A 13508-nucleotide genomic window follows, 5' to 3' on the forward strand; every position below is an offset into this window, starting at 1 on the left:
ACCGCGCGGTCCTTCACCTCGGGATCGAACTTCTTCGGCATGAACAACATCCTCTCGAACTCGAAAGGAAGCGGCATCGCACCCGGGACGCTTCACGTTGGCCGGCTATGTCGGCCGGACCGTGGTGATCCGCTACGACCCCCGCGACATCACCGAGATCCGGGTCTTCGATCACAACGGGTTCCTGTGCAAGGCCGTGAACCCGGACCACCAGACCGAGGCGGTCAGCCTCAAGGACGTCCAGTCGGCGCGCAACGCCCGCCGCCGGGCCCTGCGCACCGGGATCCAGGAACGCATCGCCGTCATCGCCCCCGTCACCCAGACACCGCTGCCGAAAACCCCGGCAGTGCACTCACCACGGTCGAAGTTGAAGGTCTACCAGGAGGACTGAGATGAGTCCGCGCTTCATCATCACCAAGGAACACCGCCGCTTCACCGAGTTCGCCGACGCGGTGCGCCGCCAACGCACCATCGGCCTCTGCTACGGCGCCGCCGGCGTCGGCAAGACCCTCTCCGCCCGTCACTACGTCCGCTGGGACACCACCGGGGAACTGCTCACCCACTGGGGCCCCCGCTCAGAGAAGGACGCCAAGATCTACGCGACCCTGTCCCGGGTCCGCACCGTGCTCTACACCCCCGGCGTACTGACCACCCCGAAAAGCCTGAAACACGAACTGGACGAGGCGATTGCCCGCGTCAACATCTGCATCGACCAGCACCTCACACCCTTGGACAAGGGAACACCAGGCAGCTGGAGCTGGGAACGAGGCTGGCACCACGGGGTCAACCACGTCGAACTGATCATCGTCGATGAATCCGAGCGACTGCGCTCCACCGCCCTGGAACTCCTGCGCGAGCTCTACGACCGCGACAACATCGCCCTGATCCTGATCGGCATGCCCGGTCTGGAGAAGCAGTTCGTCCACTACCCCCAGTTCTACAGCCGGGTCGGATTCGCCCACCACTACCGGCCCCTGGGAGAGGACGAGATCCTCTTCGTTCTCCAACGCCATTGGCAGGCCCTGGGCAAAACCCTAAATCCCGAGGACTTCACCGACGCCCAGGCGATCGCCGCCATCACCCGCATCACCCGCGGCAACTTCCGGCTCCTGGAACGCCTCTTCCCTCAGATCCAGCGTGTTCTGAAGATCAACGAGCTCGACACCATCACCAACGACGTCATCGAAGCCGCCCAATCCACGCTCGTGATCGGCAACACCTGAACGCCGACCGCCACCGATTACCGAAAAACTACCGCCACTTAAAGGCGAAAGTCACAGCGGCGCCCCACCCCTGCAGCACCGGTTCGCCACAAACGACCGAATCTGCCTATCCCACGGGGCGGAATCCGAGCCGCTGGTAGATCCGCATGGCCGCATCGGAGGTGCCCTGTCCGAAGCGCAGACTCAGAGTGTGGTCACCGGCGTCGCAGCAGGTTGCGATGGCGTGTTGGACCAGAGCCCGCCCGATCCCCTTCCCGCGTGCGTGGGGATCAATGAAGAGGTCGATGATGAACGGACCAGTGAGGTGTGCGTCCCAGATCGAGTGGGTGACCACCATGATGGCTCCGGCGAGACGGCCACCCATCCACGCTGTAGTGCTCGCATCGGCGCGCAGCTTTCCGTAGTCACCGCGGAAGGTCGCGTTCATCTCCTCGCGCGCCTCGTCTAGATCGGAGGCAGCGACGTCGGGTGGGTAGCTCATCAGATAGCACTGGGCCAGCTCGTCGGCCATCCCAACGTCCAACCCTTGAAAGTCGAGTCCTCCAGGGAGCTGGCCAGCAGGGTAGAGCTGCGGCAAGTGAAGAGTCAGAAGGTCAGTGGGCACAGTTGTTCCTCTCGTGATGGTGGAGTGTTCAGCGCGATGCCGTCAGAGAGTGAACATGGCTAGGAAGATAGCCGTGCAGAGGCGCAGTGGAGATAGGGCGAGACGCTCGGAGTGTGAGGGGCTGGTCTCGTGCTCGTGGAAGCGCGGCCGCAAACGACCGAATATGCACCTCGACACTGAAGGGAGGCGAATGAGCGCCTTGCGGCTCCTCAGTCCCGGTCGCTCGAGAGCGTCGCGTAGACCAGCGTGTCCGTCCACTCGCCCTTGCTCCACCAGTCCTGCCGGTGGTGGGCTTCCCGACGCAGGCCGATGGCTTCTGCCAGCCGGGCGGACGCGGTGTTGCGGGCGTCCATCTGCGCCACCACCCGATGCAGGCCATGGACCTCGAGGCCAAGAGCCAGCATCGCCGCCGCGGCCTCCCTCGCGAAGCCCTGGCCTGCGTGCCGCGGATCCAGGGCCCAGCCGATCTCCGCGACGCCCCGCTCGCGGTTCGTCAGCCACAGGATCACGTCCCCCACGGGGACACCGGCGTGCTCGACGACGAGCGACGCCGCCCCGGATGGGCCGGCGAGGTCGTTCCACTCGATTCGTCTGACCAGCCTCTGCCGGGCGGTCGGCTCGTCCCACGGCTCGTCCAGCAGGTGACGCACCACCTCGGGCTGGGCATACATCTCCTGGAGCCAGCCGAGGTCGTCCTCCCGGTGCGGGCGCAGCGTGAGGCGCTCGGTGCGCATCGGCCAGTCGGGGATGTGGCCGTTCGATTCGGCTCCCACATCGCGCTTCCTCCGGGACGGGACATCGACGTCGGCGGGGACCGGCGTCGTCGTGCCGGTCTCCCAGTCCTGGCGCAGGACCGCGTACGCCACGGACGCGAGCGGCTCGCCGCCCTCGACCGGCCAGCCGCGGCGGTAGTGCGCCTCCTTGACCCAGCCGGCCCGGCGGAAGGCGCGCAGCATGGGGATGTTGTCCTCACGGGTCTGCCCTTCGAACCGGTCGACCGCGGGCATCGTCTCGAACACATGTCGCGTGAGCGCGGCGAGAATCTGCGCGCCAAGCCCGCGTCCGCGGAACCGCTCGGCCACGCGCAGGTCGAACAGGGGGGTGGGATCGGTGAGGTCCTCCAAGCGGACCAGGCCGACGCGGCCGTGCTCGGCGTGATCGATCCAGAACGTGGTGTTGTCCTCGTCGTTCCAGGCGCCAGCGTCGATGGCGTCCTGCACGTCGTGCGCGGTCGGGTGCGGCCGCATGTGGAACGGCCAGGCATTCTGCGTGAGCAGGGCGATGAGCGCCGCGCGATCATTTCCGGTCGGATCCGCGGGCGTGAAGGTGATGGTCATGGTGGCAGGGTAGGCGAGGGAGGGTGTCGAGATGCCGGGGAGAGTTCACACGACACGCGGTGAACTGCTCAATCGGTAGGTCTGCACCACGGCCCTGTCGCGTTCGGCACGTGGAACGAGGTCGCGTTCGTCCACCCCGACGTCTGACCCGCGGCCGTTGCGCGGCTCCCGCGTCGTCATCCCCCGAGTCGCTTCCCGAGGCCGAGCACGGGGTCCGGCTGGTACCCGGTGGCCGCTCAGAACTCGGCGCCGTCGGCGTTCGTCTCCGTAACCTGGAGGTTCACCTTCGGGCATCCGAGGCGGGCCAGCTCCTGCTCCGCGTGGGCCACGAGGGCGGTGCCGAGGCCTCCGCGCCGATGGTCAGGGTGGACGGCCAGCGAGTAGATCCAGTCGCGGTGGCCGTCGTAGCCGGCCATGACCGTGCCGACGACCTCCTCGTCCGACACAGCGAGCCAGAACAGGCCGTCGCCCCAGTCCAGCTTGCGGCGGATGCTCGGTCGCGGCGCCCGCTGCGGCCGCGTGGGGTCGCCGTACTCGGGCAGGGCGCGTTCCCACAGGGCGACGACGGCGTCCGTGTCTTCCGGCATGACGGGGCAGATCTCGGCGGTGGGCGCGGGGCGTTCCATCCGATGACTCTATGCGCAGGCGGGGGCACTCTCGGGGCACGTCGGGCGGGACAGTAGGACGCCGACGCCGCCGGCGAACTCGATCCCGGCGAAGCGCGGCCCGGTCTCGACGATCTCGAAGCCCAGGGACGCGTGCAGGGCGAGTGAGGGGGCGTTGCCGGCGTTCACGACGCTGTGGAGGTCCCCGCCGCCGCGATCTGCGACCACCCCGATCACCGCGTGCAGCAGGCGCCGGACGACGCCGGTGCGCCGGGCCTCGGGGGTCACCGTCAGCCCGGCGGTGAGCCACCGGGGCTGGGCCCCGGGGTGCAGGGCGGCAAGAGTGGCGCCAGACCGTCCCACGACCCGGGGGCTGTTCGAGCCGGCCCGCTCCGCCAGCAGTAGAACGGGGGCTCGGTCGAGGAGTCGGCGGGCGGCGGGCGCGTGGTCCGCCGGCGTGCCGCCCCGGGCGGCCATGGCGGCGGCGAGGTCGGCGGCGTCCTCGGCGCTGGTGGGGCGAAGCTTGGTTTCAGGAGGGTGTACCGGGGCCGGGATGGCGGGGTCGTCGATGATGTGGGGGTCTCCAGTTCCGGGAGCCTGCCGAAGAGACCTGTCGAGATGTGGTGAAGATTGCACAGGACACGCGGTGAGCCCTTCGCAAAGAAGGCCACTCCGCAGGTTCTTTGAGAAGTAGCCCTGGCACTCGTTGGTGCCTGACCGTCTCACAGCCATGCCCCAAAGCCTCAACCACCTGCAGGGACGGTAAGCGTGACCGATAGAGCCAGGCGAGAGCCGAACCGCGTGCAGTTCCCACCGAGACTCCGCACGGCCCGGCTCAGATGGTGGCGGTCAGCTCAGCTCGCGGACGGGGGCTTCGAGCCAGACCCCGCCATCGAGCTCGTTGCGGTGGCGATAGACCCCGAAAGTGGTCAGCCCCTGCTTCGCCAGCTCGGCATCGATCAGGACCCACGCATCTGCCACTGACTCGGGCAGGGCATCGAAGTGGACGCTGGCACCCTTGTCGACAGCAGAGACAGTGATGGTCTGGCCGAGAGTCTCAGTCGCCTCGAGGGGCTGGTCGGATCCGACAGAGACCGTGATCAGGTCGTCGCGGGTGCCGTCGTAGAGGCAGGTGACAGCCCCCGCGGAGTCCGGCAGTTTCGCCCGCAGCGCGGAAGCGACGTCCGGGATCTCCGTCTCGTCCAGAACGGTGGCGGTGAAGCCGGCCATCGAGAGTGCAGGCAGGGGGCGAAGGGTGAGGCGCATGGGGATCTCCTGAGCATGCTGATGGATGGCGTCCAACCGTTGCTGGACTCGGACCAGACGTGCTGAGGCCACGGTGATCTGACGCTGAAGGGTGCTGGCCTGCGCCGCCAGGACGGCTTCCAGGGTGGACTGCTCGACCCGGGGGTCCAGTAGCAGTTTGATCTCCGCCAAGCCGAACTCGAGCTGCCGCAGTTCCGCGATGGCATGCACGCGTCCCAGCTGGGTGTCCTGGTAGTAGCGGTAGCCGGTGGCGGGATCGACGGTGGCAGGCTGCAGCAGACCCTCCTGCTCCCAATGACGCAGCATCCGGCGGGAGACGCCGGCGCCGTGAGCGATGTGTCCGATGCTCAACATGTCGGTCCCATCCGATGCTGTTCCACAGTGTGAGGGTCAACCCGCGCTCCTATGACAACGGGGCGAGCCCCTGACCAAGCATTTTCTGCCCTGCGCTGGCGCGGCCACCCGCGGTACCTGTCCTAGCGGCGGCGAAGCACGTGCGCCTGTCCCCGTCGAGCGGCCATGTGCTGTCTACGGGCGTGCCAGGTCGCTCACGGATGCCCCCGCGGTGAAGCCGGCCGCCGTGTAGGTCGCCAAAGCGGCGGGGTTGGAGTTCTCCGCAACCACAGCTGCGGCACTGGCCCCGGCCTGGTGCATTGCCTGGGCGCCGGCCTGGGTGATGGCCACCCCGTAGCCCTTGCCCTGGTGGTCCCGGTGCACACCCATGGGCTCCACGAGTCCGGGTCGGCCTTCGCCGGCACTCCACACGGTCGTCACCGCGACCGCCGCACCAGTGGAGTCGTATCCGATGAGGCTCTGCGCGCGGCCTGAGAACGGACCGGTCATCAGTGTGTACCACCGCCGCATGAAGGCCTCCCGAGCCTCGTCCGTGTACGGGGTCCCCTTGAATGAGGACCAGTGCACCGCGGTCCACTCAGCGGACCCTTCCGCGTCGACGATCTCGGTGCGCAGGCCGCTCTGCTCCAGCCGCTCCCACCGTGGCTCGCCGGTCAGTTCCAGGACCAGGGGCGTCCACTCCTCGTCCTCGGCCCAACCGCGACGTCGCAGCGCCGACTGAAGCGCTGAGGCGCCCCGAGCCTCGACCACGTTCACCAGGCCCTCGGGAGACAGGCCGGACGGGTTCTCGAGATCGAAGGCCATCGCCTTCGCCAAGGACGTGTCAGCCACGTACTCGGGAGCGATGGCGAGACGGATCAGTCCCGGACCGTCGAGCAGGCCCAGAGCCACCGGGCGGGCGCCGTTCTTCCAGACGCGCAGATCTTTCGCAGAGCGCTCGGGACCGACGGAGGAGTGCCACCCCAGGTCACCGGGGTGCAACTGGCCCGCCCACGGGATCTGCTGCCACCGCGCGAGTTCCTCGGCGATCCCTCCGAGCTGATCGACGGTCGGGGTCTCCAAGGAGAGGTTCATGGGGCCATCCTGCCTCAAGCTCGAGGCGGGGAGGGGCTGACCGTGGTTCCCCTCTGGGGGTGCCCTGCCCCGATGTCGTTCCTGTAGGGATCCGCCTTCGCGTCAAGGGTTCAGGTGCCCAATCGGTCATGAGACATATTCGCGCGTTCGTGAAATCTTCGCTGCGTCTCGACAACGATCGCCCCGTCCTGGTCGCGACGTCGTTCTCAGCTGTCGAGACGCAGTGAAGATTTCTCAGGACACCCGCTGAACTCTTCACAGAGCAAGGCATTCAGCGGGGTCCGCGAAAAGTGGCCTTTGACCGCCGGCGGTGTCACCAACGTCTCCGGTCAGTACACCCAGCCGACTGTCCTGCCCAAGGAAGCGATCGTCGCTGCATCCATCCCCGGCCCGAGCGCTCGGTAAGTACTCGTAGTAACGGGCTCGGTTCGCAGTTCAGCGACTCAACCGCTCGTGGCGCGAGCAGCCTTCTGGGCGGGACGGGACTTCCACAGCGCGAGTGCGAGCATCACACCCCACACCACGAACAGCGGGTCCCACAGCAGACCGTGTCCGACCATGGCAGGCTGAGCCCACGACGCGGTCCCGGTGAGCACTCCAATCCACGCACCGACCATGCCGGCTCCGCCCCAGGCCAGGAGCACGGCGACACCAGCCCAGGAGACGAAGCGGACCCACGTGTGTGCCGGCAGCCGGAGGTGGTCGAGCAACGGAACGAGGGCTCCAGCGGTCTTGGCGAGGCCGACAGCGATGAGCATCCAGATCACCCCTGACTCACCTGATCCGGCGAGCTCGACGGCGAAGCTGCCTACCGTCTCGAGCAGCGCTCGGCCGCCAGTGGCCCAGTAGAAGCTGGGGGCAGCGTGAAGCAGGCCGCACACGGCCGCGAGGAGGAAGAAGATCCGTGCACTCCGGCCGGCTCGCGCGGCAGCCGTGGCCTGGTGCTTGGTGGACATGGGGGAGAGTGCGGGATGGGGCGGATTCACGGGCATGGCTTCCTAACTGGCGGCCGCGCAGCGGGTGGTCATCGTGTGTCGGCGAAGCCAGTGTGGTCGAGATCGGGCACTAGAGGATCCCCCTTACGATGGAGAAGGGGGCTTCCATGCTGAGAGGTAACGTCTCATCTAGCCTGTCCGCAGGGCGGGTTAGACGTACTGATGTCGAGATGTAGTGAAGGCTGCACACCACTTCCGTTCTTCCCTGCACGGACCCAGAAGGTCGCTGGCCCATCGACTCGCGTGGAGCCGAGTGACCGGCGACTTCAGCTGGGCGCGGTTCTAGGCAGTGAGGCTGCGCACCGCGTCCACCCCGATCACCAGCGCGAGCGCCAGGTAGAGCGCCGCGGCGATGTAGTTGAAGACCGTCTGCGCGCCGGGGCGTTCGGTGAAGCGACTGCTCAGGGCGCTGGCGGCCACGCCGATCGCACCGTAGAGGAGGACTTCGGTGGAGACGTTCACGGCGCCGAGCATGAGCAGCTGGGCGGTGGTGTTAGAGGCCTCACCGATGAATCGGGGCAGCACGGCCAGGAAGAACAGGACCAGCTTCGGGTTGGTCAGGCTCACCAGCAGGCCCCGCAGGTACCAGCGCTGGGACGGCGCCTCGGCAGGGGTGGCTGTGGCGGTCCGGGCGTGACGGGCGGTGCTGATGGCCAGCCAGAGTAGGTAGGCGCAGCCGAGTAGCTTCACGAACGCCAGCGCTTCGGGGTAGGCAGCGGCTAGGGCGCCGAGGCCGAGGGCGACGGCGCCGGCGTAGGCGGCCATGCCGGTGCCGATGCCCAGGATCGCTCTGATCGCGGCCGCGCGACCGCCCTGGAGCCCGACGGCGAGCATGTAGGTCATGTCCGGGCCCGGGGGTGCCAGGAAGACGAGGATGACCCCGATGAAGGCGGGCAGGACGGTGAAATCGAGCATGACTGGGCGGCGCCTTATAGTCGTGGGAGGGCTCGGGCCGGGCCAGCCTAGCCGGTTCCACCGACACCCCAAGGTGCCCGTGATCTTTCACCCCGCCGCGAACTGCGGTCCGATGCCGCAGGACGAGCACCCCACCGGTCAAGCTCCGGGGCCCCGATGCGGGTATGCATCATATTCGCGCGTTTGTGCAATCTTCGCTGCATCTCGACAGAGGTACCAGTGGTACTGGCGGTACTAAACCGCGGTCCCGGCTCGGCGTCGATGACCGACTGGAGGGCGTGGGCATCGAGCCGTTGTCGAGATGCAGCGAAGATTGCACGGGCCTCTCACGGGGCGCGCAACGTGAAGCGGAGCGGGGTGGGGTTCCTATCGTGTCGGGCTGGCGCCGACCGTGCGCCACGACGCATTGGTCGTGGCAGGCCCTTCCCCCTGATTGTAGAGGGGAGGCGTTCCGGGCGTAGCCGTGGTGTCGAGGACGAGCCGGACTGCGCCGGTCCAGACCAGGGCCGCACCCAGCAAATGCAGGACAACCAGTCCTGAAGGCAAGGACAGCAGAGACTGAACAATCCCGATCATCGCCTGCGCCCCCAACGCGATGACGAACAACCAGGCCCGAGTGGACGCAACAGAACCGGAGGCGCTGGCCCGCAGTGCGAGGGCGAGCCACGTCGCGAGAACGCTGGTGACCACGGCGGCAAGCCCATGCACCCAGGTGATCACGACCCAGTCGAAAGGCATCCGGGCGATCTCAGCGGAGTCACCTGCGTGGGGCCCGGACCCGGTGACGAGGGTGCCCAGCAGAACGAGCACCGCGGTAGCGATGAGGGTGGACCAGGCCAGGCCGCGATGCTGTGCGGTGGAGGCCAGGCGTTCACCCTGTTGAATCCGCTGGTGATCACGGACTCGGTGCCAGGTGATGGTGGTCGTGGTGAGCAGACCGAACGCGGCTACGAGGTGTGCAGCCACAATCCAGGGGTTCAGTTCGGTGAGCACGGTGATGCCGCCGACGACGGCGTTGACCAACACGAGTCCTAGCTGAGCCCAGGCGGCGCGGGCGATCAACCTTGGCGGGGTGTGCCTCTGGAGGAGAACGGCCAGAATGAGCGCCACGACGGTAAATGAGAGCACTCCCGTGAGGAGGCGATTGCCGTACTCGATGATGCCGTGGATGCCCAGTTCAGGAGTGGCCGACAGTGAGTCGGTGGTGCATCGAGGCCAGGTAGGGCACCCAAGGCCGGACCCGGTCACACGCACGATGCCGCCGGTCACGATGATCAGCACGCTCACCGTCAGCGTGATCGCACTGGTGACGATGATGGCGTTGAACGTGAGGGGGCCGCGTCGAGCGGGGGCAGAAGCGGGCATGGTGTTCATCGTAGGTGGCGCCTGCGGTGAGGGCCGCACATAGAGCATGCGTCTCCTCAAGCGCACCCCTGGGGCTACGGGCGTGCCAGATCGCTCACGGCGGCCCCCGAGATGAAGCCGGCAACCGTGTAGGTCGCAAGGGCGGCGCCCGTTCCGGGCGGGCAGGAGTGGTTCCTGAACACCATTCACTGAACACCGTTCACTGAACACTGTTAGAGTATTGGCCGTCACTCCCACCGACGGGGCCGCGCCCCGCCCATCGAATGAGGCCCGCATGACCGCCACGCAGGACGCCCCCACCGCCGACGACGTCGCCGGGGCCATCCACGGCTCCCCGTCCGGCGCCGATCCCGCCGCCCCGCTCGACTACGACGCGCTCGTCGCCCGCGTCGACGCCGGCCACCGCCTCACCGCGGAGGAGGCCGTCGCTGTGCTGGACGCCCCGGACGCGGACACGTTCCGCATCGTCGCGGCGGCCTCGCGCCTGCGCGAGAAGCACTTCGGCCGCACGGTCAAGGTCAACTACCTGGTCAGCCTCAAGACCGGCCTCTGCCCGGAGAACTGCACCTACTGCTCCCAGCGTCTCGGCACCGAGGCCGAGATCCTGCGCTACACGTGGCTCAAGCCGGAGGAGGCCGTCCGCCAGGCGGGCCTGGGCATCGCCGGCGGCGCCTCGCGCGTGTGCATGGTCGCCTCCGGCACCGGCCCCACGGACCGCGACGTCGACCGCGTGGCCGGCATGGTCGGCGACCTCAAGGCCCAGCACCCGGACGTCGAGGTGTGCGCGTGCCTCGGCTTCCTCAAGGACGGCCAGGCCGAGAAGCTCAAGGACGCCGGCGTCGACGCCTACAACCACAACCTCAACACGGCCGAGTCCCACTACGAGTCCATCTGCACCTCCCACACCTACGAGCAGCGCGTGGACACCGTGCAGCGTGCCGGCGCCGCCGGCCTGTCCTCCTGCAGCGGCCTGATCGCGGGCATGGGGGAGACGCACGAGCAGCTCGTCGAGGCCGTCCTCGCGCTCCGCGACCTGGACTCCGACTCCATCCCCGTCAACTTCCTCATGCCCTTCGACGGCACACCACTGCAGGGCCACCAGCAGCTCACGCCGCTCGAGTGCCTCCGCATCCTGGCCATGGTCCGCCTGGCCTGCCCGGACAAGGAGCTGCGCATCGCCGGCGGCCGCGAGATGCACCTGCGCTCCCTGCAGCCGGTCGGCCTGCAGGTGGCCAACTCGATCTTCCTCGGCGACTACCTCACCTCCGAGGGCCAGGACGCCGAGGCGGACCTGCAGATGATCGCCGACGCCGGCTACACCGTGCTCGGCGCAGACACGGCCGCGGCCCCGGGGGCGGACGACGCCGCCGCCTCCTCCTCCGGCGGCTGCTGCGGCTCCGGCGGGTGCGGAGGAGAGGGCGAGCCGACCGCGGAGGCGGGCGCCGACGTCGTGATCCCGGACGAGCCGATGCCGGACATCGCGGACCCGGCGGCGGGCGGCCCTGCCGCGCCCAAGCCCGAGCTGCGCCGCCGCGGTGCAGGCACGGACGCCCCGGCGAACGCCTGAGCCGTCCGCGCTCCTGCGACATGACAGCGGTGCCGTTCGGCGGAGGTGCCGCTGAGGCGCGGTCGCCCCCGGGGCCGTGTCCTGGCCCACTGTTAGACTCCGGGGGTATCTGCCCGCGAGCCAGAAGTGAGTGAGAAATGCCAGCCATCGCGATCGTCGGCGCCCAGTGGGGCGACGAGGGCAAGGGCAAGGCCACGGATCTGCTGGGCGGCCGCGTGGACTACGTGGTCAAGCCCAACGGCGGCAACAACGCCGGCCACACGGTGGTGGTGAACGGCGAGAAGTTCGAGCTCAAGCTCCTTCCCGCCGGCATCCTCTCGCCCAACGCGGTGCCCGTGATCGGCAACGGCGTGGTGGTGAACCTGGAGGCGCTGTTCGAGGAGATCGACGGGCTCGAGGCCCGCGGCCACTCGTGCGACCACCTGCTGATCTCGGCGAACGCGCACCTCGTGGCGCCGTACCACCAGACGATGGACAAGGTCACCGAGCGCTTCCTCGGCAAGCGTGCCATCGGCACCACGGGCCGCGGCATCGGCCCGGCCTACATGGACAAGGTGGCCCGCCTCGGCATCCGCGTGCAGGACATCTTCGACGAGTCCATCCTGCGCCAGAAGATCGAGGGCGCACTGCGGCAGAAGAACGAGCTCCTGGTGAAGCTCTACAACCGCCGCGACGTGACCGTGGACGAGATCGCCGAGTACTTCCTGGGCTACGCGGAGCGCCTGCGCCCCATGGTGGTGGACTCCGTGAACCTGCTCAACGACGCCCTGGACGAGGGCAGGGTCGTGCTGATGGAGGGCGGCCAGGCCACCTTCCTGGACGTGGACCACGGCACCTACCCGTTCGTCACCTCCTCCAACCCGACGGCGGGCGGCGCGTCCGTGGGCGCGGGCATCGGGCCGACCCGCTTCTCGCGGACCATCGGGATCGTGAAGGCGTACACCACGCGCGTGGGCGCCGGCCCGTTCCCCACCGAGCTCTTCGACGAGATGGGCGAGCAGCTGCGCACCACCGGCGGCGAGTTCGGCGTGAACACCGGGCGCCCGCGCCGCACCGGCTGGTACGACGCCGTCCTGGCCCACTACGCCGCGCGCGTCAACGGGTTCACGGACTACTTCCTCACCAAGCTGGACGTGCTCACGGGCATCGAGAAGATCCCGGTGTGCGTGGCCTACGACGTCGACGGCGTGCGCCACGACCGCATGCCCATGACGCAGACCGAGTTCCACCACGCGAAGCCGATCTTCGAGCACTTCGACGGCTGGACCGAGGACATCTCGCGCGCGCGGACGCTCGAGGACCTGCCGGAGAACGCTCGGGCCTACGTGCTCGCCCTGGAGAAGCTCTCCGGCTGCCGCATCTCGGCGATCGGCGTCGGCCCGGGCCGCGATCAGGTGGTGCAGGTGCGGGACCTCATCGAGGACTGAGCCTCCGGCCTCTGCGCCGGCTTCCTGGTGAGGACACGCCCTCAACCGCCCGATTCAGGGCACCGTGACGGTGTGTCCTCACCAGTACGTGGGTACGGGCGTGCGCCCCCGGGCGTCAGCCGAGGGGGCCGGGGACGAGGACCTCGTCGCGCACCCCGCAGGAGGCGACGGCGTCCCGCACGTCCCGGGGGAGGTCCGCGGAGGGGACCATGCCGCCGGTGAAGCCGGTGGCGACGTCGGCCTTGACGATCCGGCCGCCGCCGGTGTCCACGGCGACCACCCGCCCGTTCTCGAGCACGACGGACGCCTCGGGCAGGGCGATCAGCGTCGGCCGCCGATCACTGGCCGCCACCTGAGGGTCCGGCAGCACGGCGAGGCACCCCTGAGCGGTGAGGCCCAGGGGACCGGAAAACAACGCGCTCGACTGCCCCTCGGGCTGCTCCCATGGTCTCTCCGCGCTCAACCAGCGGACGCCCTCGGCCTCCTGGAGGCTCACGCGGGGCACGTTCGCGTCCATGAGGGAGCATCCGATGAGGGCGACGGCGCCGCCGGCGGCGAGGGCCGTCGTCGTCAACGGGCGCGAGGCGCGAGCGGCGGAGGCGAGGGAGCGGTGCGGGTCGTTCATGGTGGTGTCCTCGGGTGATGGCGATCGGGGCGGTCGCGGATGAGGGCCACCCTAGGTGTTGTGGGTCATGAGGTTCTTGCCACGGGGTACGGGCTGAGATGAGACGAGCGGGTCCCTGCCGCAGGATGGAAGTTCCTCAACAACCCACCTG

At 68.6% G+C, this 13508-nt stretch carries 14 protein-coding genes; 4 read left to right on the plus strand and 10 right to left on the minus strand.

The window, feature by feature from the left end; all coding sequences use genetic code 11:
* Positions 1–97 precede the first annotated feature (97 nt).
* Both AB0302_RS11160 and AB0302_RS11165 read left to right on the plus strand, forming a co-directional pair.
* Positions 98–391, plus strand: coding sequence for a Mu transposase C-terminal domain-containing protein (locus AB0302_RS11160; protein ID WP_366372123.1), 294 nt, complete (start codon positions 98–100; stop codon positions 389–391).
* 1 nt (position 392) lies between these two features.
* The gene (locus AB0302_RS11165; RefSeq protein WP_366372125.1) at positions 393–1223 is read left to right on the plus strand and encodes an AAA family ATPase; all 831 of its coding nucleotides are present in this window, start codon (positions 393–395) and stop codon (positions 1221–1223) included.
* 106 nt (positions 1224–1329) lie between these two features.
* Here the strand turns inward: AB0302_RS11165 and AB0302_RS11170 are convergent, their stop codons facing one another.
* The 9 genes from AB0302_RS11170 to AB0302_RS11210 form a co-directional block, all read right to left on the minus strand.
* Positions 1330–1734: a GNAT family N-acetyltransferase gene (locus tag AB0302_RS11170; RefSeq protein ID WP_366372127.1), complete on the minus strand. Its 405-nt coding sequence runs from the start codon at positions 1732–1734 to the stop codon at positions 1330–1332.
* A 302-nt stretch (positions 1735–2036) separates the two neighbouring features.
* Positions 2037–3164: a GNAT family protein gene (locus AB0302_RS11175; RefSeq protein WP_366372129.1), complete on the minus strand. Its 1128-nt coding sequence runs from the start codon at positions 3162–3164 to the stop codon at positions 2037–2039.
* A 236-nt stretch (positions 3165–3400) separates the two neighbouring features.
* Entirely contained in the window at positions 3401–3790 is a 390-nt protein-coding gene (locus AB0302_RS11180; protein WP_366372131.1) for a GNAT family acetyltransferase, read from the minus strand.
* 9 nt (positions 3791–3799) lie between these two features.
* Positions 3800–4246, minus strand: a complete 447-nt coding sequence (locus AB0302_RS11185; RefSeq protein WP_366372133.1) for a GNAT family N-acetyltransferase — start codon at positions 4244–4246, stop codon at positions 3800–3802.
* Positions 4247–4618: 372 nt separating this feature from the next.
* Entirely contained in the window at positions 4619–5389 is a 771-nt protein-coding gene (locus AB0302_RS11190) for a MerR family transcriptional regulator (protein WP_366372135.1), read from the minus strand.
* Positions 5390–5563: 174 nt separating this feature from the next.
* Positions 5564–6463 carry a GNAT family N-acetyltransferase gene (locus tag AB0302_RS11195; RefSeq protein ID WP_366372137.1) on the minus strand — a complete coding sequence of 300 codons (900 nt, stop codon included), beginning with the start codon at positions 6461–6463 and terminating at the stop codon, positions 5564–5566.
* Positions 6464–6906: 443 nt separating this feature from the next.
* The gene (locus AB0302_RS11200) at positions 6907–7419 is read right to left on the minus strand and encodes a DUF3995 domain-containing protein (protein ID WP_366372139.1); all 513 of its coding nucleotides are present in this window, start codon (positions 7417–7419) and stop codon (positions 6907–6909) included.
* 321 nt (positions 7420–7740) lie between these two features.
* The gene (locus AB0302_RS11205) at positions 7741–8373 is read right to left on the minus strand and encodes a LysE family translocator (protein ID WP_366372141.1); all 633 of its coding nucleotides are present in this window, start codon (positions 8371–8373) and stop codon (positions 7741–7743) included.
* 366 nt (positions 8374–8739) lie between these two features.
* Complete coding sequence (locus AB0302_RS11210) at positions 8740–9738, minus strand: COX15/CtaA family protein (RefSeq protein WP_366372143.1); 999 nt, start codon at positions 9736–9738, stop codon at positions 8740–8742.
* A 274-nt stretch (positions 9739–10012) separates the two neighbouring features.
* Here AB0302_RS11210 and bioB point away from each other — a divergent pair, with 274 nt between their 5' ends.
* Entirely contained in the window at positions 10013–11305 is a 1293-nt protein-coding gene (bioB, locus tag AB0302_RS11215) for a biotin synthase BioB (protein WP_319075435.1), read from the plus strand.
* Between the two features lie 137 nt (positions 11306–11442).
* A complete protein-coding gene (locus tag AB0302_RS11220) occupies positions 11443–12732 on the plus strand; it encodes an adenylosuccinate synthase (RefSeq protein ID WP_366372146.1) in 1290 nt (429 codons plus the stop codon).
* Positions 12733–12847: 115 nt separating this feature from the next.
* Here the strand turns inward: AB0302_RS11220 and AB0302_RS11225 are convergent, their stop codons facing one another.
* Positions 12848–13357 carry a hypothetical protein gene (locus AB0302_RS11225; protein ID WP_319075437.1) on the minus strand — a complete coding sequence of 170 codons (510 nt, stop codon included), beginning with the start codon at positions 13355–13357 and terminating at the stop codon, positions 12848–12850.
* Positions 13358–13508 lie beyond the last annotated feature (151 nt).

This window comes from Micrococcus sp. NPDC078436, from assembly GCF_040702705.1.
Lineage (GTDB): Bacteria > Actinomycetota > Actinomycetes > Actinomycetales > Micrococcaceae > Micrococcus.

What these genes read in the sequence shown, in the direction of transcription:
- AB0302_RS11165 (WP_366372125.1), top strand. Translation starts at nt 393, where the DNA reads ATGAGTCCGCGCTTCATCATCACCAAGGAACACCGCCGCTTCACCGAG.
- AB0302_RS11170 (WP_366372127.1), bottom strand. Translation starts at nt 1,734, where the DNA reads ATGGCCGACGAGCTGGCCCAGTGCTATCTGATGAGCTACCCACCCGAC.
- AB0302_RS11175 (WP_366372129.1), bottom strand. Translation starts at nt 3,164, where the DNA reads ATGACCATCACCTTCACGCCCGCGGATCCGACCGGAAATGATCGCGCG.
- AB0302_RS11180 (WP_366372131.1), bottom strand. Translation starts at nt 3,790, where the DNA reads ATGGAACGCCCCGCGCCCACCGCCGAGATCTGCCCCGTCATGCCGGAA.
- AB0302_RS11185 (WP_366372133.1), bottom strand. Translation starts at nt 4,246, where the DNA reads ATGGCCGCCCGGGGCGGCACGCCGGCGGACCACGCGCCCGCCGCCCGC.
- AB0302_RS11190 (WP_366372135.1), bottom strand. Translation starts at nt 5,389, where the DNA reads ATGTTGAGCATCGGACACATCGCTCACGGCGCCGGCGTCTCCCGCCGG.
- AB0302_RS11195 (WP_366372137.1), bottom strand. Translation starts at nt 6,463, where the DNA reads ATGAACCTCTCCTTGGAGACCCCGACCGTCGATCAGCTCGGAGGGATC.
- AB0302_RS11200 (WP_366372139.1), bottom strand. Translation starts at nt 7,419, where the DNA reads ATGTCCACCAAGCACCAGGCCACGGCTGCCGCGCGAGCCGGCCGGAGT.
- AB0302_RS11205 (WP_366372141.1), bottom strand. Translation starts at nt 8,373, where the DNA reads ATGCTCGATTTCACCGTCCTGCCCGCCTTCATCGGGGTCATCCTCGTC.
- AB0302_RS11210 (WP_366372143.1), bottom strand. Translation starts at nt 9,738, where the DNA reads ATGCCCGCTTCTGCCCCCGCTCGACGCGGCCCCCTCACGTTCAACGCC.
- bioB (WP_319075435.1), top strand. Translation starts at nt 10,013, where the DNA reads ATGACCGCCACGCAGGACGCCCCCACCGCCGACGACGTCGCCGGGGCC.
- AB0302_RS11220 (WP_366372146.1), top strand. Translation starts at nt 11,443, where the DNA reads ATGCCAGCCATCGCGATCGTCGGCGCCCAGTGGGGCGACGAGGGCAAG.
- AB0302_RS11225 (WP_319075437.1), bottom strand. Translation starts at nt 13,357, where the DNA reads ATGAACGACCCGCACCGCTCCCTCGCCTCCGCCGCTCGCGCCTCGCGC.